21 protein-coding genes are annotated in these 23,929 nt (G+C 39.8%); all 21 read left to right on the top strand.

Annotated elements, in window-relative coordinates:
• Window positions 1-61 precede the first annotated feature (61 nt).
• Window positions 62-409, top strand: coding sequence for an HIT family protein (locus JOC28_RS07920; protein ID WP_338058060.1), 348 nt, complete (start codon window positions 62-64; stop codon window positions 407-409).
• A gap of 159 nt (window positions 410-568) precedes the next feature.
• Window positions 569-1,504 carry an AEC family transporter gene (locus JOC28_RS07915; RefSeq protein WP_205010155.1) on the top strand — a complete coding sequence of 312 codons (936 nt, stop codon included), beginning with the start codon at window positions 569-571 and terminating at the stop codon, window positions 1,502-1,504.
• Between the two features lie 166 nt (window positions 1,505-1,670).
• Window positions 1,671-3,125, top strand: coding sequence for a PTS ascorbate transporter subunit IIC (locus tag JOC28_RS07910; protein WP_205010154.1), 1,455 nt, complete (start codon window positions 1,671-1,673; stop codon window positions 3,123-3,125).
• A gap of 58 nt (window positions 3,126-3,183) precedes the next feature.
• A complete protein-coding gene (locus JOC28_RS07905; protein ID WP_205010153.1) occupies window positions 3,184-3,462 on the top strand; it encodes a PTS sugar transporter subunit IIB in 279 nt (92 codons plus the stop codon).
• A gap of 112 nt (window positions 3,463-3,574) precedes the next feature.
• Entirely contained in the window at window positions 3,575-4,060 is a 486-nt protein-coding gene (locus tag JOC28_RS07900; protein WP_205010152.1) for a PTS sugar transporter subunit IIA, read from the top strand.
• A gap of 60 nt (window positions 4,061-4,120) precedes the next feature.
• Window positions 4,121-4,786 carry a 3-keto-L-gulonate-6-phosphate decarboxylase UlaD gene (locus JOC28_RS07895; RefSeq protein ID WP_205010151.1) on the top strand — a complete coding sequence of 222 codons (666 nt, stop codon included), beginning with the start codon at window positions 4,121-4,123 and terminating at the stop codon, window positions 4,784-4,786.
• 5 nt (window positions 4,787-4,791) lie between these two features.
• A complete protein-coding gene (locus JOC28_RS07890) occupies window positions 4,792-5,655 on the top strand; it encodes an L-ribulose-5-phosphate 3-epimerase (protein WP_205010150.1) in 864 nt (287 codons plus the stop codon).
• Window position 5,656: 1 nt separating this feature from the next.
• The gene (locus JOC28_RS07885) at window positions 5,657-6,373 is read left to right on the top strand and encodes an L-ribulose-5-phosphate 4-epimerase (RefSeq protein WP_205010149.1); all 717 of its coding nucleotides are present in this window, start codon (window positions 5,657-5,659) and stop codon (window positions 6,371-6,373) included.
• A gap of 279 nt (window positions 6,374-6,652) precedes the next feature.
• Complete coding sequence (locus JOC28_RS07880; protein WP_205010148.1) at window positions 6,653-7,636, top strand: LacI family DNA-binding transcriptional regulator; 984 nt, start codon at window positions 6,653-6,655, stop codon at window positions 7,634-7,636.
• A 183-nt stretch (window positions 7,637-7,819) separates the two neighbouring features.
• Entirely contained in the window at window positions 7,820-8,842 is a 1,023-nt protein-coding gene (locus tag JOC28_RS07875; protein ID WP_205010147.1) for a hypothetical protein, read from the top strand.
• 19 nt (window positions 8,843-8,861) lie between these two features.
• Window positions 8,862-9,818: a 2-hydroxyacid dehydrogenase family protein gene (locus tag JOC28_RS07870; RefSeq protein ID WP_205010146.1), complete on the top strand. Its 957-nt coding sequence runs from the start codon at window positions 8,862-8,864 to the stop codon at window positions 9,816-9,818.
• 110 nt (window positions 9,819-9,928) lie between these two features.
• Complete coding sequence (locus JOC28_RS07865) at window positions 9,929-11,380, top strand: PTS transporter subunit IIC (RefSeq protein ID WP_205010145.1); 1,452 nt, start codon at window positions 9,929-9,931, stop codon at window positions 11,378-11,380.
• 31 nt (window positions 11,381-11,411) lie between these two features.
• A complete protein-coding gene (locus tag JOC28_RS07860) occupies window positions 11,412-12,398 on the top strand; it encodes an amidohydrolase family protein (RefSeq protein WP_205010144.1) in 987 nt (328 codons plus the stop codon).
• 57 nt (window positions 12,399-12,455) lie between these two features.
• Window positions 12,456-13,973 carry an FGGY-family carbohydrate kinase gene (locus JOC28_RS07855; protein WP_205010143.1) on the top strand — a complete coding sequence of 506 codons (1,518 nt, stop codon included), beginning with the start codon at window positions 12,456-12,458 and terminating at the stop codon, window positions 13,971-13,973.
• Window positions 13,974-13,982: 9 nt separating this feature from the next.
• Window positions 13,983-14,720, top strand: coding sequence for a sugar phosphate isomerase/epimerase family protein (locus tag JOC28_RS07850; RefSeq protein WP_205010142.1), 738 nt, complete (start codon window positions 13,983-13,985; stop codon window positions 14,718-14,720).
• A gap of 156 nt (window positions 14,721-14,876) precedes the next feature.
• Window positions 14,877-16,562, top strand: coding sequence for a PRD domain-containing protein (locus JOC28_RS07845; protein ID WP_205010141.1), 1,686 nt, complete (start codon window positions 14,877-14,879; stop codon window positions 16,560-16,562).
• 189 nt (window positions 16,563-16,751) lie between these two features.
• Window positions 16,752-17,843: an L-ascorbate 6-phosphate lactonase gene (gene ulaG, locus JOC28_RS07840; protein ID WP_205010140.1), complete on the top strand. Its 1,092-nt coding sequence runs from the start codon at window positions 16,752-16,754 to the stop codon at window positions 17,841-17,843.
• A gap of 261 nt (window positions 17,844-18,104) precedes the next feature.
• A complete protein-coding gene (tkt, locus tag JOC28_RS07835) occupies window positions 18,105-20,078 on the top strand; it encodes a transketolase (RefSeq protein WP_205010139.1) in 1,974 nt (657 codons plus the stop codon).
• Window positions 20,079-20,221: 143 nt separating this feature from the next.
• On the top strand, window positions 20,222-22,585 hold the full coding sequence (locus tag JOC28_RS07830) for a phosphoketolase family protein (RefSeq protein ID WP_205010138.1): 2,364 nt from the start codon (window positions 20,222-20,224) through the stop codon (window positions 22,583-22,585).
• 226 nt (window positions 22,586-22,811) lie between these two features.
• Complete coding sequence (locus JOC28_RS07825) at window positions 22,812-23,552, top strand: cyclase family protein (RefSeq protein ID WP_205010137.1); 741 nt, start codon at window positions 22,812-22,814, stop codon at window positions 23,550-23,552.
• Between the two features lie 129 nt (window positions 23,553-23,681).
• Window positions 23,682-23,929: transposase (locus JOC28_RS07820; RefSeq protein WP_205010156.1), on the top strand; the 248-nt coding region annotated here is incomplete at its 3' end.

Below are 23,929 nucleotides of genomic sequence, written 5' to 3'. Positions count from 1 at the left end.
TTAACAAGACACCTCTACTTTAGCATAAAGAAAAAGTAGTGAGTACTCTCTCCCGTCGGAGATTTCCTCACTACTAATCTTAGTATGTTTTTGTACCTTCTGTCAGCTAGCTCAACGAACTCATATCTATGATGGGGAATATTTCTATGCCCTCTGGGATATAGATCCTATTCAAAATGGTCACCTACTTTTGATTTCAAGAGAGCACCGTATGTCCTTTCAAGAGTTAACTCAGGACGAAAAGCTAGATTTATTAGCCTGTCAGGAAGAATTGCTCAATCTGTTTAAAGCTATGGGGAGGGATATCACTCTTGCTATCAATAATGCCGGTCTTATGGATCAGGGAACGCACTTCCACCAACACTTTATCCCAAGAGAAAAGTCTGATGGATTCTGGGAGAGTATCTAGCTGGAGAAGCGACCTTTTGATAAGAAGTCTTTCGAGGACTTGCTAGAGAAGACTGTTGACAGATAGCGAGTTTATCAAGAATTTTAAATAGATAAGGAGATAAAAGCTCCTTATTTTTATGCTATACTGTTAGTAATTTTAAGCAGGAGTGGATTTAGGATGCAGATTTTCTTTAATAGTATTTCAGGGATTTTGATTATTTTGCTAATGGTGGTATTAGGTTACATATTAGCTGAAAAGGGCTGGTTTGATGCGAAATCTTCTAATCTAATCGCAAGATTAGTGACGCAAATTGCCCTCCCTTGTTATATGATTCATACCATAACAGAGCGTTTTACAGCTAAGGAACTCTTGGAAATGTTACCGAATCTTAGTTTCCCTGCCCTATCAATGTTGCTCTTACTAGCACTTGCGGTGGCTATAGCGCAGCTATTTTCCGTAGAAAAAAGTCATAGAGGGCTTTTTACATCCATGTTTTTTAACTCCAATACTGTTTTTGTTGGGCTACCTATTAATCAAGCGCTTTTTGGAGATGACAGTATTCCCTATGTCTTGATCTACTATATGTGCAACACCACCTTCTTTTGGACGATCGGGACCTACCTCATTCAGCGAGATGGTCATAGGACAGCTGGCTTTAGTTGGAGAGAGAGTTTTGCTAAGATTTTCTCACCTCCACTTTTAGGCTTTTTCCTAGGATTGCTTCTAGTTTTGTTGGATATCAAGCTCCCTCGTTTTTTAGTGAGTGACTTAAGCTATTTAGGGAATCTAACTATTCCCCTGTCCATGATTTTTATTGGTTTATCTGTGTCAAAAGCAGGGCTTTCTCAGATGAAGTTCCAAAAGGGCCACTTACTCATCTTATTAGGACGCTTTCTGCTAGCTCCGCTCTTAATGATGCTTATTCTATCCATGACAGATCTTCCTGAACTAATGAAAAAGGTCTTTATTCTCCAGTCAGCCATGCCAGTAATGACCAATGCCCCTGTTGTGGCAAGGCTCTACGGTGCTGATAGTGACTACGCAGCTATCATGGTTACAGAGACAACTCTACTAACGCTACTGGTAGTTCCACTGTTAATGTTCATTATCTGATTTAAAGTGTTCAAAATTTAAAAAGTCTGAGTCTAGTTTGTTTTAGCTAGACTTTTTTGCTATTCAGTACATTTTTGAACACAAAAGTGTGTAAAGGTTGGTCTTTTATAAAAACGCTTTCAAAACTATAATAAGAGTGTAAAGAAAACAAAGGAGGAGAAAAAAGATGGGAATCTTACAATTTTTCTCACAAAACATTCTGCAAAAGCCAGCATTCTTCGTAGGTTTGATTGTATTAATTGGTTACATTCTACTTAAGAAAAAACCACAAGATGTCTTCGCAGGATTTATTAAAGCAACCGTAGGTTACATGATCTTGGATGTCGGTTCTGGTGGATTGGTTACAACCTTCCGTCCAATCTTGGCAGCCTTGAACACAAAGTTTCATATCGGTGCCGCAGTTATTGACCCATACTTCGGTTTGACAGCAGCAAATGAAAAGATTGCTGAAGAGTGGCCATCATTTGTAGGGGCTGCCGCAACAGCACTCTTGGTTGGATTCTTCTTTAACATTTTGCTTGTTGCTCTTCGTAAAATCACAAAGGTTCGTACTTTGTTCATTACTGGTCACATCATGGTTCAACAAGCTGCAACAATCGCTCTTATCCTCTTGGTGACTATCCCAGCCTTCAAGGATCTTGGAAGTGGTCTTGGATCAATTCTTATCGGTCTTCTCTGTGGTACTTATTGGGCAGTCAGCTCAAATATGACAGTTGAACCGACACAACGCTTGACAGGTGGTGGTGGATTTGCCATCGGTCACCAACAACAATTTGCGATTTGGTTCGTTGATAAAATTGCACCAAAACTTGGTAAAAAAGAAGAAAACTTGGATGACCTTAAACTTCCTGGTTTCCTAAACATCTTCCACGATACAGTTGTTGCATCTGCAACCTTGATGCTCTTCTTCTTTGGAGCGATTCTTCTTGTGCTTGGTCCAGATATTATGTCTGATCCAGAAGTTATTACATCAGGAACTTTGTTTGATCCAACAAAACAAAACTTCTACATGTATATTCTCCAAACAGCTTTCACCTTCTCAGTTTATATCTTCATCTTGATGCAAGGTGTTCGTATGTTCGTTGCAGAATTGACAAATGCCTTCCAAGGTATCTCAGCTAAATTGCTTCCAGGTTCATTCCCAGCGGTTGACGTTGCAGCGGCTTTTGGTTTCGGTTCAGCAGCTGCGCCACTCTTTGGTTTTGCAACTGGTTTGATTGGTCAATTGATTACAATCGTTCTCTTGATTGTCTTCGGAAGCCCAGTATTTATCATCACTGGTTTCGTTCCAGTATTCTTCGATAACGCAGCAATCGCCGTTTATGCTGATAAACGTGGTGGTTGGAAAGCAGCAGTTATCCTATCATTCATCTCAGGTGTTCTTCAAGTTGCTCTCGGAGCTGTTGCCGTATCACTTCTTGGTCTTGCTAGCTACGGTGGTTACCACGGAAATATCGACTTTGAAATCCCATGGGTACCATTTGCTTACATCTTCCAATATGGTGGTTACATCGGTCTTGCACTTGTCTTCATCTTCTTGCTTGCTATCCCACAAATCCAATTTGCAAAAGCAAAAGATAAAGAAGCTTACTATGCAGGTCAACTTCAACCTGAAGACTAAAATTGTAGATTAAAAAAGAAAAGTTTCATATTCACAAATTATAACGGAGGAAATTATTATGGTTAAAGTTCTTACAGCATGCGGTAACGGTATGGGTTCATCAATGGTTATCAAAATGAAAGTTGAAAACGCTCTTCGTCAACTTGGTGTATCAGACATTGAATCAGCATCATGCTCAGTTGGTGAAGCAAAAGGATTGGCATCAGGATATGATATCGTTGTTGCATCAAACCACTTGATCCATGAACTTGATGGTCGCACAAATGGTCACCTTGTTGGTCTTGATAACCTCATGGATGACAATGAAATTAAAACAAAATTGGAAGCAGTTTTGTAAAAAAAGTAGATAACGAGGGTGCTTTCAAGAAGATTGAAAGCACCTCAGTCTTTCAGGAAATTGTAAGCGATTCAATTTTGCTGAATAGTAAAAAGAGAAAGGAAATTTCATCATGAACTTGACACAAGCATTTACAGAAAATAACTCAATTCGCCTTGGGCTGACTGCTGAAGACTGGAAAGAAGCCGTTTATCTTTCAGTTCAACCTTTGATTGAATCAGGTGCTGTTACTGAAGAGTATTACCATGCTATTATTGAGTCTACTGAGCAACACGGTCCATATTATATTTTGATGCCAGGTATGGCAATGCCTCACGCACGTCCTGAAGCTGGTGTTCAACGTGATGCTTTCTCATTGGTTACTTTGACAAAACCAGTTCAATTTTCAGATGGTAAAGATGTTCAAGTCCTTCTAGCTCTTGCAGCAACTAGTTCAAAAATTCATACATCTGTTGCTATTCCACAGATTATTGCCCTCTTTGAATTAGAAAATTCAATTGAGCGTCTCTCTAATGCTAAAACACCAGAAGAAGTTTTGGCTATGGTTGAAGAATCTAAGAACAGTCCATATCTTGAAGGACTCGATCTTGATTCATAAGATAATAAGATTTCGAGATTTGATTTGACAAACTAAAATGAAAGTATGAGGTATCTATAAATGACAAAAACTCTTCCAAAATTGCAAGTTGCCCTTGACCACTCAGACCTTAAAGGTGCCATCACAGCAGCTGTTTCAGTTGGTGCTGAAGTAGATGTTATCGAAGCAGGTACTGTTTGCCTTCTTCAAGTTGGTAGTGAGTTGGTAGAAGTTCTGCGCAGCCTATTTCCAGAAAAAATCATCGTAGCAGACACAAAATGTGCTGATGCTGGTGGTACTGTCGCAAAAAATAATGCAGAGCGTGGAGCTGACTGGATGACATGTATCTGTGCAGCAACTATCCCAACTATGGAAGCTGCTCGTAAAGCTATCGAAGAAGTTAATCCAGAGCGTGGAGAAATTCAAATTGAACTTTACGGAGATTGGACTTATGAGCAAGCACAACTTTGGCTTGATGCTGGTATCTCACAAGCAATCTATCACCAATCACGTGATGCTCTCCTTGCTGGTGAAACTTGGGGTGAAAAAGACCTTAACAAGGTTGAAAAATTGATTGACATGGGCTTCCGTGTATCAGTTACAGGTGGACTTGATGTTGATACACTTAAACTTTTTGAGGGTGTTGATGTCTTTACATTTATCGCTGGTCGTGGTATAACTGAGGCAGCCGATCCTGCAGCAGCAGCTCGCGAATTTAAAGACGAAATCCGTCGTATTTGGGGGTAGAACCTATGGCACGTCCAATTGGTATTTATGAAAAAGCAACGCCAAAACATTTTACTTGGCTAGAACGCTTGAACTTTGCAAAAGAACTTGGTTTTGACTTTGTCGAATTATCAATCGATGAAAGCGACGAACGCTTGGCACGTCTTGACTGGACTAAAGAAGAACGCTTAGAAGTTGTCAAAGCTATCTTTGAAACAGGTGTTCGCATTCCAACCATTACTTTTAGTGGTCACCGTCGTTTCCCTCTTGGATCAAATGATCCAGAAAAAGAAGCGCGTGCGCTTGAAATGATGGAAAAATGTATCGAATTTGCTCAAGATATTGGTGTTCGTAATATCCAGCTTGCTGGTTACGATGTTTACTACGAAGAGAAATCTCCTGAAACACGTGCTCGTTTCATCAAAAACCTTCGTCAGGCATGTACATGGGCAGAAGAAGCACAAGTTATCTTGTCAGTAGAAATTATGGATGATCCATTTATCAACTCAATTGAAAAATATTTGGCAATTGAGAAAGAAATTGACTCTCCATACCTCTTCGTTTATCCAGATACAGGGAACCTTTCAGCTTGGCATAATGACATTTACAGTGAGTTCATGATTGGTCACCGTTCAATCGCTGCGCTACACTTGAAAGATACTTATCCTGTAACACATGAGTCTAAAGGACAGTTCCGCGATGTACCATTTGGACAGGGATGTGTTGATTGGGAAAATATGTTTGATGTGATTAAGCGTACTAACTACAACGGTCCATTCCTTATTGAAATGTGGTCAGAAAATTGTGAGACAGTTGAAGAAACTAAAGCTGCTATCAAAGAAGCTCAAGACTTCCTCTATCCACTTATTGAGAAAGCAGGTCTAAAATAATATGGCAAAATCATTGCAAGAAATGCGTGAACGCGTCTGTGAAGCGAACAAATCACTCCCAGTTCACGGTTTGGTAAAATTTACATGGGGTAACGTATCAGAAGTTGACCGCGAAGCAGGTTTGATTGTTATTAAACCTTCAGGAGTTGACTATGATTTGTTGACACCAGAGAACATGGTTGTAACTGACCTTGATGGTAATGTGGTCGAAGGCGACCTTAACCCATCATCAGATCTTCCAACACACGTTCAACTTTATAAAGCATGGCCAGAAGTTGGTGGTATTGTTCACACACACTCAACTGAAGCTGTTGGTTGGGCACAAGCTGGACGTGATATTCCATTCTACGGTACGACACATGCTGATTACTTCTATGGTCCAGTACCATGCGCCCGCTCATTGACAGCAGATGAAGTGAATACAGCCTACGAAAAAGAAACTGGTTCAGTTATTATCGAAGAATTTGAACGTCGTGGTTTGGATCCAATCGCTGTTCCTGGTATTGTTGTTCGTAACCATGGTCCATTTACATGGGGTAAAGACCCAGCGCAAGCTGTTTATCACTCAGTCGTTCTTGAAGAGGTTGCTAAGATGAACCGTTTCACTGAACAAATTAATCCACGAGTTGAACCAGCTCCAAAATACATTATGGATAAACATTATCTCCGTAAACATGGTCCAAATGCTTACTATGGACAAAAGGGCGATGCCCACTAAGATAACTCAAGGGTGACATGACATTATAAACTCTCCAACTGATTTTACACCTGAGAGACTTCCTTCCTAAAATTTACCTTAAGTCTTGATAAGCAGTCAATCAAGCACTTAATGGACAATAATTGATGAAAGAGCGGCTAACCACCGCTCTTTCTTAATATTTTCAATCTTTTAGAAAATCCTGTGAAAATGAACATAAAGTGCTATACTAGAAGTAGCTTAATCTAAAATCAGACGATTTGAATCTGTATGAAAAAAATAGACAAGAAAGGAGATTTTATGGCTAAAAAAGTGACGATAAATGATATAGCCAAGCTAGTCGGCGTTTCAAAAGCGACGGTATCTTATTATCTAAATGGCAATTATAAAAAGATGTCCCTTGAAACCAAGGAAAAAATTCAACAAGTTATCGAATCAACTGGTTATCGCCCAAGCAAGATAGCACAGAGTCTAGTGACCAATGATACTCATACGATCGGAGTTGTTATTGCAGATATCACCAACCCTTTTATTTCTTCAGTAATCAAAGGAGTTCATGATACTTGCAAACAGAATGGTTACTCGGTTAACTTTGCCAACTCTGATAATGATATCCTCATAGAGCTTGATAATATTAACCGTCTTAATCAGCAAAATATTTCAGGTATTATTCTTGATTCTGTCGACGCTAACAATCCTTTTATCAAAACTTTGGATAATCAAAATCTAGTTATGGTCGATAGGCAAGCAGAGCAGTTGACAGTGGACACGGTAGTTTCTGATAACAAGGCCTCAACAGAGAAATTCTTAAGAGGAATGCTTGCAGCTGGTTATAAGGATTTTTATTTTGTGACCTATCCTATCCAAAATATTTCGACCCGTCAAAAGCGCTATGAAGGTTTTCAGTCTATCTGCGGAAATAATCCAGATAGGGTCATCTCTGTTTTAGATCCAGATGGGGCTGAGAAAGTTGCAGATATTATCAAAAATGCAGAGCAGAAACCAGCCTTTTTCACAATGAATGGTCCTACTCTTTTGACCTTCATGAAGTGGATTCAAAAAACAAACTATACCTATCCAGAAGATTTTGGTCTAGGTTCTTATGAAGATCTAGAGTGGATGGAAATCTTAAATCCCAAGGTTTCCTGCATTCGTCAAGATTCTTATCAGATTGGTTGTGTAGCAGCTGAGAGGTTGATTAGAAAATTACAGGACCAGGGAACTCATTTTGAACCCGAAATTATTGAAGTAGTCAATGATTTAGTCGTTAGAGAGTCCTATTAAAAAAAGTTAATTTAAATAATGAAAACGCTTGCTTTTTTGATAACTGAAATGCTATAATAACTATTGTAGAAAAGGTTAAACGATTAACCAGCACTGACCAAGATGATCTGAAAATGAAAAGTAGATTCCAGGTCATCCTATTTTTTGGAAATTTAGTTAACCGTTTAACGCAAAGGAGTCCGTATGAAGTTTGAAAAAATCTTATCTGATTCTCTAGAGTCTTGCTATTCAGTGGCTAGATTGCAGCATGGTGATGAGGATTTCCTCCTTGTCGCATCTGAAGTTGAGCAGTCTTGCTTTGCTTATAATTTAAATAATGAACTTGAACGAACTACTGTCTGGAATGAGGTTGGCGGAACCATGAGCATTATCCAAATTCCTGGAAGTTTGGATTTCTTAGCGACTCAGAAGTTCTATCCTGGCTTTGATGCAAAGGAATGTCAGATTGTTCAAGGAACTTACCAGGGTAACGGTAGTTGGAAAATCTCAAAAGTTGCAGACTTTCCTTACTTGCACCGTTTTGACTTGATTCAAGAAAAATCAGGTCGTATCCTCTTTGTTGGTTGTACAATTGCTAATTCAAAGGCTTTTGTTGAAGATTGGTCTGATAAGGGGAAAATTGTTGTCGGTGAGTTTGATTATCAGGAATCAAATCTTTTTAACTTGAAAGAATTGGCTCTTCGCCTTTTGAAAAATCATGGTTACTATGAGGTCAAGGAGGAAGGGTACTCCCTCATCACAGGTGTTGAAGGGATTCTAAAGCTGACTTACCCAGAGTATTCGGATAGTGGTGATTGGCGCTTGGATTTGATTTTCAATGAAGAGACTAGCGATATTGTTCAAGTTGACTTGGATGGTGATGGTCAAAAAGAAAATATCATTATCCAAGGTTTCCATGGAGATAGACTTCGAGTCTTTAATCAGGACTTTAGTCAGGAAATCTTCCATCATCCAGAAGCAACACCATTTGGTCATGCGATCTGGTCAGGAAATCTTTTAGGCGAGGATGTCTTTGTCTTCGGCTGGCGTTCTGGTAAGGCTGATTTGATGCTTTATCGTTACCAAGATCAAACTGTTGAGCCAGTTATGGTTGAGGCAGATTCAGCATCAAGTAACTGTTTGGCTTTTGAGAAAGATGGCAGAGCTTATATCTTCTCGGCTAACAACGGACGTCACCATGTCGCATTGTATGAGTTAATGAAGTAATCAATAAAGGAGGCTTTAAATGGCTAAAAAGAAAATTTTGGTAACAGGTATTGTCCCTAAAGAAGGTTTGACAAAATTGATGGCTGAGTATGATGTCACTTACTCAGATGGCGAACCATTTTCACGTGAATATGTCCTTGAACACTTGTCAGAGTATGACGGATGGCTCTTGATGGGACAAAAAGGTGATAAAGAGATGATCGACGCAGGTAAAAACCTTGAAATCATTTCTTTGAACGCAGTTGGTTTTGACCATGTAGATATCGAATATGCTAAGGAAAAAGGTATTGTAGTTTCAAACTCTCCACAGGCTGTTCGTGTTCCAACAGCTGAGATGACTTTTGCTCTTCTATTAGCTGCAACAAAACGTCTTGCTTTCTACGATAAAATTGTTCGTAATGGTGATTGGATTGATCCTAGTGAACGTCGCTATCAAGGTTTGGCTCTCGAGGGTGCCACACTTGGTATCTACGGATTTGGACGTATCGGTTCAACAGTTGCTGGTTTTGCGCAAGCATTTGGCATGAAAGTGCTCTACCATGATGCTTTCCGTCTTCCTGAAGATAAAGAAAAAGAACTTGGTGTGACCTATGTTGAGTTTGACGAATTGGTAGAAACATCTGATGTTATCACTATTCACGCGCCATCTCTTCCATCAACACGCCATAAATTTAATAAAGAAGTCTTCAAGAAAATGAAAAACCGTAGCTACCTTATCAATGCAGCTCGTGGTCCAATCGTTTCTGAAGAAGACCTTGTTGAAGCTCTTAAAACTGGTGAGATCGCTGGTGCTGGACTTGATGTCTTCGAATTTGAACCAGAAGTTTCTGAAGAACTTCGTGCCCTTGATAATGTTATCATGGCACCGCACGCAGGTACTGGTACAATCGAAGCTCGTCGTATCCTAGCAGAAGAAGCAGCAGAAAACATTATCTCCTTCTATGCTGGAAACCCAGTCAATGTTGTTAATAAATAAGATATTTTAGGGAGGGATTTCCTGGAGATTGGGAATCTCTTCTCTTAAAGATTAAAATGTAAACGCTTAACTTTTAATGTAAAGGTCCTTTTTAGGAAATAGGTAATCGTATGCTAGAAGCTTTGAAAAACTTTTTTGACGTCTTTGGTGCGGCAACAGTTGTGCCATTCATGATTTTTATTGTTAGTGTTTTCTTGAAAGTTAGTCCCCAAAAAGCCTTCTTCAGTGCCCTTCGTGCTGGGGTTGGTTTGACAGGGTTTGGTTGGATCATCAATGCCTTCTCACCAATGGTAACAACTTATATTCAACAAATGGTTGATACAACTGGTCTTAATCTTCCAATCGTTGATATCGGTTGGCAAACTGGTTCATTGACAGCCTTCTCATCAACAATTGGTTTGTCATTCTTTGTTATCGGTCTTGTAATCGAGTTGATTCTTTTCCTGATTGGCGTGACTCGCGTCTTTACACCAGCCAACCTTTGGAATAACTTTGGTTACATGATTTGGGGAACTTTGGCTTACCAAGTAACAAATAACTTTGCCTTGTCATTTGCCTTCATGGTCTTTGTTCTTCTTTACTCACTTATCCTATCAGAAGTAGTTGCAGACCGTTGGTCAGAATACTTTGGTGTTAAAAATGCCACTGTTAACTCAATTCACAATATCGAAACACTTGTTCCAGCCTTGATTTTGGACCCAGTTTGGAATCTCTTCGGTTTGAACAAAGTTAAATTGAATCCAGATTCACTTAAAGCAAAACTTGGTATCTTCGGTGAACCAATGACACTTGGTTTCATCTTGGGTCTCTTGATTGGTATTTTGGGAAGTCTTTCAAATCTTGGAAGCATTGAAGCTTGGGGTGGTATCCTTGGATTTGCCGTTGCACTTGCAGCCGTTATGACAATCTTCCCATTGATCACTGGTGTCTTCGCACAAGCCTTTGCACCACTTGCAGCTGCCGTTGAAAGTAACCGTAAATCAGAATCAGAAGCTGAATCTGATGTCGCAGATAAAAAACGTTGGTTCATCGCTGTTGACGATGGTGTTGGTTATGGTGAACCTGCAACAATCATCGCTGGTTTGATTCTTGTTCCAATCATGGTTGTTATCTCACTTATTTTACCGGGTAACCGTGCCCTTCCTGTTGTTGACTTGATTGCTATCCCATTCATGGTTGAAGCTATGGTTGCTATTACTAAGGGTAATATCCTTAAAACAATTCTTAACGGTGTTATCTGGTTCTCACTTGGTCTTTACGCAGCTAGCTACCTTGGTCCTATCTACACAGAGGCTGTTATGCAGTACGGTTCAGTTCTCCCAGCAGGTGTTGCTATTATCATGAGTTTCAACCTCTTGGCTCACCCATTGACAGCTCTTATCTTTATCGCTTGGGTATCAGGTAACCCACTTTGGATCGGTGTTACAATCGTTGTTTACCTTGTTGCACTCTTTATTCTTCGTACACGTCGTGAAGCTATCTATGCTTACCTTAGAAAGATGTCAGATAAAAACAGTGGCTTTGAAGGAAGCGCTGAAAAGATCATTATCAGTGAAGATTAATCTCATTTAATCAATATCGGAGGAAATTATCATGAAAAAAATCGATGGACACGCTCATATTTTACAAGAAGTTGCAGGTTTTAACGCAAAAGGACGTCATACAGCCCTAGGTAATGGTTACAGTATCTGGGATGACGGTGATCTTTTGAAATTGATTCCAGATGGTTATGGCGATAAGGATTTCACGGCAGAATCATTTATGAAACTCATGGATGAAAATGGTGTTGAAAAGGCAGTTATCCTTCAAGGTCACTTGAATGGTTATCAAAACTACTATACTTATCTCTCAATTAAACGTTACCCAGAACGCTTTATCGGAGCCTTCTCAGTAGACCCTTATGCTGACAATGCTATGAAAATTGTAGAACGTTATGTTGAAGTTCTCGGTTTCCGTGCTATCAAGTTTGAAATCAGTCAAGGTGGTGGTATTCACGGTTATCGTAGCAATGCACCATTCCGTTTAGATACAGATCCATACGTTTCTCGTATCTTGAACTATCTCTCAGATTATCCAGGTTTCGTTGTAACTGTTGACTATGGTAACTATGACCAAATTAGTCACCAACCACAAGCCTTTCCTAACCTTGCAAAAGCTTATCCAGAACTTGACTTTGTCATCTGTCACTTGTCATTCCCACACGCTGCGACACCAAATCGCCTCCGCAATGACCTTAGAATGTGGCAAGATTATGATAATATCTACACTGATATCTCAGCTATCCAAGATATCGATTCTCCAGAATCATTCCCATTCCCTAACTCACAAAAGAACATCCAAATCGCAAAAGAAGTTCTTGGAGCTAAACGTTTGATTTGGGGAACTGACTTACCATGGTCATCAACCTTCAACACTTATGAAGAATTGGCAACCTGGTTGGAAGCAGTTGATATCTTTAGCCAAGAAGAACTAGAAGATATCTTCTACAACAATGCACAAAAGGTTTACTTTAAACCAGAAAATGTAGAAGCTATCAGAAATGCAGAAGATCCTGTCACAAAAGACTTGAATCTATACTAAGATGATTAAGGTGCAGGTTTCACTGAAACTTGTACCTTTTTGTATAAGGAGATTGAAATGTCATATTTTTTGAGTGTTGATTATGGGGGAACAAATACTAAGGCTATTATCTTTGATGATAAAGGTCGTCAAATTGCCGTTTCAGCCTTTGCAACCCTAAAGATTGAAGAAGTGAGTGGTCAGCGTGAAGTTGACCTGGCAGAGACTTGGAAGGCTATCAGTAATGCCATCAAGACTGTTATCAAGAAAGCAGGAATTGCCTCTGATGAGATTTCTGCGGTAGCCTGTATCGGTCATGGTAAGGGACTTTATTTATTGGATAAGAATGGGCAAGAATTTACGAGAGGGATTTTATCGACAGATGGCAGAGCTCAGGAATTAGCTCAGCGATTTGAAGAAAAAGTCGATCAGATTTGGCCCTTGACTCAACAACATATCGTTGGTGTTCAAAATCCTGTTCTCTTAGCTTGGCTAAAAGAAAACAGAGCTGATATCTACCAACAAATCGGAGCAGTGCTGTCAGCGAAAGATTACGTCCGCTTTAAGCTAACTGGACGTATCAATCAAGAATTTGGAGATGCATCAGGTAACCACTGGATTAATTTCCAAACAGGAACTTACGATGATAAGATTTTTGATTTCTTTGGTATTCCAGAAATGCGTGAAGCTCTACCTGAACTGGTTGATTACGCCGAAATTGTTGGAGGAGTTTCTGAGGAGGTGGCTGATCAGACAGGTCTAGCAGTAGGAACTCCAGTTGTTGGTGGTTTGTTTGATATTGATGCTTGTGCCATTGGTTCAGGCGTTCTAGATGATGAGACCTTTAGTGTCATTGCAGGGACATGGAATATCAATACTTATCCTAGCAAAACAGCTGCAGGTCAAGCCAGTGGTCAGATGAATTCTTACTTTCCTAATCGAGATTTCCTTGTGGAGGCAAGTAGTCCAACATCAGCAGGTAATCTGGATGCTATGCTTAAGATGCTCATGTCTGAAGAAATTAAAAATGCTAAAGAAGCAGATCAGTCTATCTATGACAGTTTAGAAGTTTTTCTAGAAGAGACAGATGCTGCTTATCAGCCACTGATTTTCTTCCCGTTTTTATATGGTTCTACAATCGGTCAAGATGCGAGTGCCTGCTTCTTCGGCTTGAAAACAAGCTCAAGTAAATCTCAAATGATCAGAGCGGTCTATGAAGGCATTGCCTTTGCACACAGACAGCATATTGAGGATTTGATTGAGACACGTGGACAAAAACCAAATAGTATTCGTTTAACAGGTGGTGCAACTAATTCCAGAGCATGGATGCAGATTTTTGCTGACATTCTACAAACACCGATTGAGACAGTCGAAGGAACTGAGCTTGGCGGACTAGGCGGAGCCATTGCCTGCTTGCAGGCCAAGTCAGGTCTCAGCCTAGAAGAAGCAACAGCAGATATGGTCAGAGTCAAGGAACGCTTTGAACCAAATCTTTCCGAAGCTGCTGTTTATGACAAAAAATACAAGGTTTACAAAGATTTGCTAACAGCTATGGATCCAATCTGGCAATCTTTGCAGGTACTTGAAAACTTATAAGGAGAGCCTATGGTAAACAGAAAAGATTTAATTATTAACAGTATCGCCTTTCTAGACGACATGAATAAGGGGCAAGGACAGGTTACCTTTTTAGATAAGATTTCAGAACTTGGTCTTCACGCCTTTGAGGTTCGTCGCGAGTTTCTAAAGAATGGCAGAGCTGAACTAGAAGAAATTCGTCAAGCAGCAGATCAGAAGCAGATTAACCTCTATTTCAGTGTTAATGAAGATTTGATCCTAAATGATAAAATCAATCCACTTTTAGAAACACTTTTTGAAGAGGCGGAAGTTCTAGGAGCTCCCTTTATCAAGCTTAATACAGGTGATGCAAGCAAGGTCAGTCTAGCAGAATTGGAGACTCTTAAGGAAGTTCTAGAAGGTCCAATCGGTATTCGTCTTGAAAATAATCAGACACCAGGTCATGCCAGTCTGGCTAACTGTAAGCATATTACGGACTTGGTAGGGCAAGCAGGATTACCTATCAGCTTTGTCTTTGATACAGCCAATTGGATTTGGCTTGATGAGTCTATCGAAGAAGCAAGAGAGCAACTTGAGTCTGTAACGAGCTATCTCCACTGTAAAAATTATCAGTTAGAAGATGGTCAGCCTAGAGTTGCCAACTATTATGATGGCTTGATTGATATTGAAGCCTTAGAAAGTGGATTTTCACATTTGGATGCTGTCGCCTTTGAGTACCCAGCATCCTTTGAACAATTAAAAGCCGATGTAGCTCGTTATCTTGGATAATTAAAAGGATGTGAAGTTGAGACATACGATCACCTAAATTTCTAGTTGATCAGTTGGTCTCGACTTTTTTCTTGGATTAACTTAAGAGTGTTTGAATTATTCTGAAAAAATGTTATACTGATAGGATGAAACCCTTTTCAGATAAGGAGAGAGAACGTGATTATACTTGATAATAAAAGCTATGATCTGTTAGCTTATTTGATAAAATTAGAAGAGCCAGAGACTATTATGGCTATTTCCAAGCACCTTAATCAGTCACGACGTAAGATTTATTATCACTTGGATAAGATTAATGAAGCACTACCAGTTGATGTTGATCCGATTGTATCTTTTCCGAGGATTGGTATTGTTCTAACAGAGGAGCAGAAGCAAGCCTGTCAAGCAATCTTAGACGATTTATGTGATGACAGCTACGTGATGAGTATTGAAGAACGTCTGCAATTGATTGAAACCTTTATTGCCATTTCAACAGAGCGCGTGACCATCGAACGTTTGATGCAACTAACTCTCTTATCACGCAATACTGTTCTCAATGATCTCAATACCATTCGAAATAAATTGACGCTTGAAGAATACAGTATTCGACTTCAGGTGACAAAGGCTAGAGGTTATTATCTAGACTGCCATCCCTTGTCCAAGATTCAATATATCTATCGTCTTTTATTTGATATATACAGCAAGGGCAGTCGAAATTTTATCGATATTGTTGAAGAGCGCTTGATTGACTTTGCAGGCTATAAGCAGTATTTTTCAGAAGAATTACTTGACTATCTCAGAAAGAGTTTGACCTCTGCCAATCAAAGACTTGGTAAAAAGCTTAATCCGCAAGATAGACGTTTTATGTTGCAGATTCTCCCTTATCTTCTCATGTCCTACCGTAATACTGTTATGACAGCTCAAGAGAGAGATGAGGTCGAACGAGACTTTAGTTTGACGAGACAGAAAAAAGAATATCAGCTAGCTGAGGAAATTGCGGCAGGCGTTGAAGAAAACTTTGATTTTCAGATGGATGATATCGAGATCAGCTTGATCGCTATGCTATTATTGTCCTATCGAAAAGATAGTGATAACCATCTAGACAGTCAAGAGTATGACCGTATGCGTCAAGTTCTGACTCAATTTTTGGAGACTTTGAAATCACGCTATCATTTACATTTTAAACATCAGGATGAACTCCTCAAGCAGTTGATGACTCACAGTAAGGCTCTTTTATACCGCAAGACCTATGGTATTTTATCGGGAAATCCTTTGACAGATCATATTAAGGAGAAGTATGAAAATCTTTTTCTCATGGTATCGTCTTGTATTGATATTCTAGAAAATGCTTGGTTTATCCGCTTGTCTGATGATGATATTGCTTATTTTGTTGTCCATATCGGAGGCGAAATCAAGCAGTCTCAAGAGCAGACTCAGGAGAAAAAACGAGTTGTTATTGTCTGCGATGAAGGGATCGCTATCAAGAAACTTCTCCTTAGTCAGTGCAGTCGCTACCTGCCTACTTGTGATATTGAAGCTGTTTTTACAACGGAGCAGTATCAGAGTGTTCTCGATTTAATGACCGTCGATTTTATTATTTCGACAGGAGATTTGATTCGGGCAGACTTCCCTGTTATCACTGTTTCTCCTATACTGACTGATGAAGATGTGATTCGTCTCATTCGCTTTGCTAAACGTCAGGGACAGGAAGTAGGGCAGGATTTTGAAGTGTCTTTGGAAAAATTGCTGACGCAGTATGTTGAAGATGATAGAGATCGCTATGCTCTTAAACTACAAATTGAAAAGTTAATCAACCACGAATTGATGGAAGATATTTTAGATAACAGGGAATATCGGATAGACTAGATAGAGAAAATGAGATTTTAGAAGAATTTTCTAAGGTCTCTTTTCTTGTGTTCAGTGTTGTTAAAAGAAATGATACTCAGTACAATCTTGAACACAAAAGTGTGTATTTCTTGGTCTTTTATGTAAGCGTTTTTAGTACTATACTAATAGTGTAGAAAAAATAAGAAACAAAATTTGGAGGAAAAACAAATGGGTAAAGTACAAGAAATTACACGTGAATCATGGATCCTCAGCACATTCCCAGAGTGGGGAACTTGGCTCAATGAAGAAATCGAAGAAGAAGTTGTCCCAGAAGGCAACTTTGCTATGTGGTGGCTTGGTAACTGTGGTGTTTGGATTAAAACTCCAGGCGGTGCCAATGTTGTTATGGACCTTTGGGCAAACCGTGGTAAAGCAACTAAAAAAGTTAAAGACATGATTTGGGGACACCAAATGGCTAACATGGCTGGTGTTCGTAAACTTCAACCAAACCTTCGTGTTCAACCAATGGTTATCGACCCATTTGCTATCAACGAACTCGACTACTACCTTGTATCACACGTTCACTCAGACCACATGGATATCTCAACATCAGCAGCTATCCTTAACAATCCAAAACTTGACCATGTTAAGTTTGTAGGACCAAGTGGCTGTGCTGACATCTGGAAAGGTTGGGGTGTTCCAGAAGAACGCATCCAAGTTGTAAAACCAGGTGATACTTTCGAATTTAAAGATATCAAAGTGACAGCAGTTGAATCATTTGACCGTACATGTCTTGTAACACTTCCAATCGATGGTTATGAAGAAAATGGCAACAGCCTTAAAGGACTTCCAGTAAGCGATGACCTCATGGCAAGCAAAGCTGTTAACTATATCTTTGAAACTCCTGGTGGAACAATCTACCATGGTGCTGACTCACACTTCTCAAACTACTTTGCAAAACACGGTCGTGACTTCAAGATTGACGTTGCTATCAACAACTACGGTGACAACCCAATCGGTATCCAAGACAAGATGACTTCAATCGACCTTCTTCGTATGGCTGAAAACCTTGGTGCAGAAGTTATCATCCCAGTTCACTACGACATCTGGTCAAACTTCATGGCTTCAACAGATGAAATCATCGAGCTTTGGAAAATGCGTAAAGAACGCTTGCAATACAAATTCCACCCATTCATCTGGGAAGTTGGTGGAAAATACACTTACCCACAAGACAAAGACAGAATTGAATACCACCACCCACGTGGATTTGATGACTACTTCTTGGAAGATTCAGATATCCAATTCAAAGCTCTCTTGTAATCTTGAGGAAAAGGTTAGTTGTTCCTACTAACTCAATTCTACTACTTAATTGCTCAAACCATATCCGCATGTCGCACGATGTGCGGATATTTTAAACGATATTATTTTTCTTGTCCCACATGACATTAAACTGTTCATTATCATCTAAGAGTAAAAGAAGTGATGGTCTTTACGCTTTCATTTAAGCTAAAGAGTCTATTCTTTGGCATATGATCATAACTTCTTACATCTTAGAATAGTGACCATTTGAGGAGGTCTTCCATGTCAAATTTATCAGTTAATGCTATTCGTTTCCTTGGTGTAGATGCCATTGAAAAATCAAAATCAGGTCACCCAGGTGTTGTTATGGGTGCTGCACCAATGGCTTACAGCCTTTATACAAACCATGTCCATGTGACACCACAGGTGCCAAACTGGATTAACCGCGACCGCTTTGTTTTGTCAGCAGGACACGGCTCAATGTTGCTTTACGCTCTTCTTCACCTTATTGGTTATGAAGATGTTTCTATTGAAGAGATTAAAAACTTCCGTCAATGGGGTTCTAAAACGCCTGGTCACCCAGAATTTGGTCACACACAGGGTGTGGATGCAACTTCTGGACCTTTGGGACAAGGTATTTCAACTGCCGTAGGTTTTGCTCAAGCAGAGCGTTTCTTGGCAGCTAAGTACAATAAAGACGGTTTCCCAATCTTTGATCACTACACTTATGTAATTGCAGGTGACGGTGACTTCATGGAAGGTGTATCTGGTGAGGCTTCATCATACGCAGCTAAACAGAATTTGGATAAATTGATTGTTCTTTACGATTCAAATGATATCTGTTTGGATGGTGAGACAAATGATGCCTTTACAGAAAATATCCGTGCTCGTTATGAAGCTTACGGATGGCATACAGCACTTGTTGAAGATGGTACAGATGTCAATGCCATCAGCCTTGCTATTGAAGAAGCAAAATCAGCAGGTAAACCAAGTTTGATCGAAGTTAAGACAGTTATCGGTCACGGTGCTCCAACTAAAGGTGGTACTAATGCAGTTCACGGTGCTCCACTTGGTGCAGAAGAAACTGCTGCAACTCGTGAAAATCTTGGTTGGGATTACGCCCCATTTGAAGTTCCTGAAGAAGTTTATGCAGACTTCAAAGAAAATGTTGCTGATCGTGGACAAGCAGCCTACCAAGCTTGGTCAGATCTAGTTGAGCAATACCGCAAAGAATATCCAGAAGAAGCTGCACAGGTTGATGCTATCATCCAAGGAGAAGATCCAGTAACAATCACGGAAGCAGATTTCCCTGTTTACGAAAATGGCTTCTCACAAGCAACGCGTAACTCATCGCAAGATGCTATCAATGCTGCAGCTGCAGTTCTTCCAACCTTCCTTGGAGGATCTGCTGACCTGGCTCACTCAAACATGACTTACATCAAAGAAGATGGCCTTCAAGATGCTGAGAACCCACTTAACCGCAATATTCAATTTGGTGTTCGTGAATTTGCTATGGGTACTGTATTGAATGGTATGGCACTTCACGGTGGACTTCGTGTTTACGGTGGTACATTCTTCGTCTTCTCAGACTATGTTAAAGCAGCTATCCGTTTGTCAGCACTTCAAGGTTTGCCAGTGACTTATGTCTTTACTCACGATTCAATCGCTGTTGGTGAAGATGGTCCAACTCACGAACCAATTGAACACCTCTCAGGTCTTCGTGCAATTCCAAACTTGACTGTACTTCGTCCAGCAGATGCACGTGAAACACAAGCAGCATGGCACTACGCATTGACTAACCAATCAACTCCAACTGCTCTTGTCTTGACGCGTCAAAACTTGGAAGTTGAAGAAGGATCAAGCTTTACATCAGTTGCTAAAGGTGCTTATGTCACTTACGAATCAGGTCCAGACTTTGACACAATCATCTTAGCGTCAGGTTCAGAGGTCAACTTGGCAGTCAAAGCAGCTAAAGAATTGGTTGCTCAAGGTGAAAAAGTTCGTGTGGTTTCAGTACCATCAACAGACCTCTTTGATGCACAGTCAGATGAATACAAAGAAGCAATTCTTCCAAATGCAGTCCGTCGTCGTGTCGCTGTTGAAATGGCTGCAACACAACCATGGTACAAGTATGTTGGTTTGGATGGAAAAGTTCTTGGAATCGATACTTTCGGAGCATCAGCACCAGCTGCTGAAGTTATCGAAAAATTCGGTTTCACAGTTGACAATCTTGTCAACCTTGTCAAAAGCTTGTAATGTAATATAAGAGTCTTATACAGTAAGATTTTCCCAGTTGAATTAGTCTATCTTTCTACTCCCTTTGATAGGCTAATCTAAACTGGGAAAACTTATACTAATGCAAGTGATGAAAATCACAAAACTATAAAGTGAGGGTAATAATGACAAATTACGATAGTAAAGAGTATTTAGATAAAGTAGATGCCTGGTGGCGAGCAGCCAATTACATTTCTGTAGCTCAGATGTATTTGAAAGACAATCCATTACTTCGTCGTCAAGTTAGTAAAGATGATGTTAAGGTACATCCGATTGGACACTGGGGAACTATTTCAGGTCAAAACTTTATTTATGCACATTTAAACCGTGTCATTAATAAATATGATTTAAATATGTTCTATATTGAAGGACCAGGACACGGTGGGCAAGTCATGGTATCTAACTCGTATATTGATGGATCTTATACTGAGCGTTATCCAGAGATTACGCAAGATGAAGCTGGTTTGAAACAACTTTGCAAAATCTTCTCATTCCCTGGAGGAATTGCATCTCACGCTGCTCCTGAAACGCCAGGGTCAATTCACGAAGGTGGGGAACTTGGTTACGCCTTGTCACACGCAACAGGTGCTATCCTAGATAATCCAGATGTCATTGCTGCGACGGTTATTGGAGATGGTGAGGCTGAAACTGGACCACTTAATGCAGGCTGGTTCTCAAATACCTTCATTAATCCTGTAAATGATGGAGCAGTATTACCAATCCTTTACCTAAATGGTGGTAAAATTCACAATCCGACTATTTTAGAGCGTAAGACAGATGAAGAATTGACGCAGTACTTCAATGGTCTTGGTTGGAATCCTTACTTTGTAGAAGGAACTGATCCTGAAAAAGTGCATCCAGAAATGGCAAAAACTTTGGATACAATTATTGAAGAAATTCGTGCTATTCAAACTGAAGCTCGTAAAGGAGCAGCTGAAGATGCTAGCCAAGCAAAATGGCCAGTTATGATTGTACGTATTCCAAAAGGTTGGACTGGACCAAAAGAATGGAATGGTGAACCAATTGAAGGTGGTTTCCGTGCTCACCAAGTTCCAATTCCAGTTGAAGCAGGTCATATGGAACATATTGATCATTTGACAGGCTGGTTGAATTCTTATCGCCCAGAGGAACTTTTCGATGAAAAAGGTTATGTTAAGGAAGAAATTCGTGCGATTTCACCAAAAGGTGATCGTCGTATGTCAATGAACCCAATTACAAATGCAGGTATTGTTAAGAAGCTTGATTTGGCTGATTGGAGAAAGTACGCTCTTGATACTTCTATTCCTGGTAACATTATGGCCCAGGATATGATTGAATTTGGTAAATACGCTGCTGACTTGGTTAAAGCTAACCCAGATAATTTCCGTATTTTTGGTCCAGATGAAACAAAATCAAATCGTTTGAATGAAGTCTTTAAAGCAACAAACAGACAATGGTTGGGACGTCGAGACGAATCTTATGATGAATGGCTCTCTCCAGCAGGTCGTGTCATTGATTCTCAATTATCAGAGCATCAAGCAGAAGGTTTCTTGGAAGGTTATGTTTTAACAGGTCGTCATGGTTTCTTTGCTTCATATGAGTCATTCTTGCGAGTAGTTGATTCAATGATTACCCAACACTTCAAATGGTTACGTAAATCAAAAACACATACTGACTGGCGTAAAAACTATCCAGCGCTTAACTTGATTGCAACATCAACAGTGTTCCAACAAGACCACAATGGTTATACTCACCAAGACCCAGGATTATTGACTCATTTGGCAGAGAAAACACCAGAATATATCCGTGAGTATCTTCCAGCTGATACAAACAGCCTCTACGCTGTTATGGAAAAAGCTTTGGCTGCGGAAGATAAAGTTAATGTGATTGTAACATCTAAACATCCACGTCCACAGTTCTACTCAGTTGCTGAAGCAGAGGAACTTGTTAAAGAAGGATACAAAGTAATCGATTGGGCTTCAAATGATAATGGACAAGAACCAGATGTTGTCTTCGCTGCAGCTGGAACAGAGCCTAATTTGGAAGTTCTTGCAGGTATCTCAATTCTCCATAAAGCATTCCCAAACATTAAGATTCGTTTTATCAATGTTGTAGATATTTTGAAACTTCGTTCACCTAAAGTAGATCCACGTGGTTTAACGGATGAAGTCTTCAATCAACTCTTTACTACAGATAAACCAATTGTCTTTGCTTATCATGGTTATGAGGGACAAATCCGCGATCTCTTCTTTGATCGTGATAACCACAATGTTTATATTCATGGTTACCGTGAAAATGGTGATATTACAACACCGTTTGATATGCGTGTTCTTTCAGAAATGGACCGCTTCCACATCGCTAAGGATGCTGCACTTGCTGTACTTGGTGATCAGGCAAAAGACTTTGCTGATAAGATGGATGAAACGATTGATTTCCACAATACTTATATCCGTGAAAATGGAGATGATATCCCAGAAGTGCTTAACTGGAAGTGGGAAAATATTAACTAGATAAAGGATAATCAAACTATCAGATCTCAAATAAAGAAAGTACAGCTTTCTTAGGATTTGCTGATTGTATCTTGAAAATAGGCTGAGGTTTTCTCAGTCTATTTTTGCGTTTCTATAACTTTAATTTATAGCTAGCTATAAGAAAGAGAAATAGCTAGAAATCTTGATATAGAGGGTTTTATAAACTATAATTTTAAGTAAATCAACTTTTGAAGGAGAGATTTCTATGGCAGATTTAAAAACAATTTATCAAACACTAAAAGCGGCAAAATGGGTGGATTTGACACATCAGATTGATGAGAATAGTCCTCATTTTCCTGCCCTACCTGCTCTTGAGAAGAAGCAGCTATTTAGCTTGGATGATGGTTTTCTCGTTCAGCAATTTTCAGTTGTTGGTCAATATGGTACGCACATTGATGCACCGATTCATTTTGTTGAAGGTGGTCGCTGGTTGGATGAGATTGCTCTCAAGGATCTCCTCTTACCACTTTATGTGGTGGATCTTTCGCAGAAAGTCGCAGAAAATCCTGATTATCAGATTAGTAAGGAAGATCTGTTGGCTTTTGAAGAAGAGCATGGACAGATTGAAGCGGATAGTTTTGTTGCTTTCCGCAGTGATTGGCACAAGCGTTGGCCGAGTCAAGACGCTATTCGAAACTTGGATGAAAATGGTGTTCAACACACGCCAGGTTGGTCACATGAAGCGCTGCAGTTCCTGATTGAGGAACGTCAGGTTAAGGCAGTTGGACATGAAACTTTGGATACAGATAGTGGTGTGACTGCTGCGGCAAATGGCGGAGCTCTGTTAGAAGAATACTATTTATTGGAGCAGGATCGCTTCCAATTGGAAGTTTTGGCAAATCTGGATCAAGTTCCAGCGACAGGAAGCCTGATTTCAATTGCTTTCCCTCATTGGGAAAAAGCTTCTGGCTCACCAGTTCGAGCTATTGCGATTTTACCAGAATAAAAATAGGAGGCTGGGCAAAAACTAGCTTCAGAATAGAAAAAACGAGCACTTCCGCAGTCGGAGATGCTCGTTTTCCAATGTCATGGTTTATAATTATAATAACCACAAAACAACTAGAAAGCCATGACCATGTATAAAGAGTATAACACAAATCAACTTAGTTTAGAACTAAATCTTGCCTATGATATTCCTATGACACACGAGGCTAGACTCATTAGTCTTTTTGTGGATAGTATTCCTAGTCACATTTTACTGGAAGACAAGTCTCATACTGGTCGCCCTGCCTTCCATCCTGCCATGCTCCTGAAAATGACTCTCTTTGCTTATGCCCGTCAGGTCTTCTCTGGTCGTAAAATGGTACAGATGAACGAAGAAGT

Origin of the sequence: Streptococcus loxodontisalivarius (assembly GCF_016908645.1) — a bacterium.
In the GTDB taxonomy this organism is placed as follows: domain Bacteria; phylum Bacillota; class Bacilli; order Lactobacillales; family Streptococcaceae; genus Streptococcus; species Streptococcus loxodontisalivarius.
Note: the sequence above shows the minus strand (reverse complement) of the source record. Positions and strands in the feature narration are given on the sequence as shown.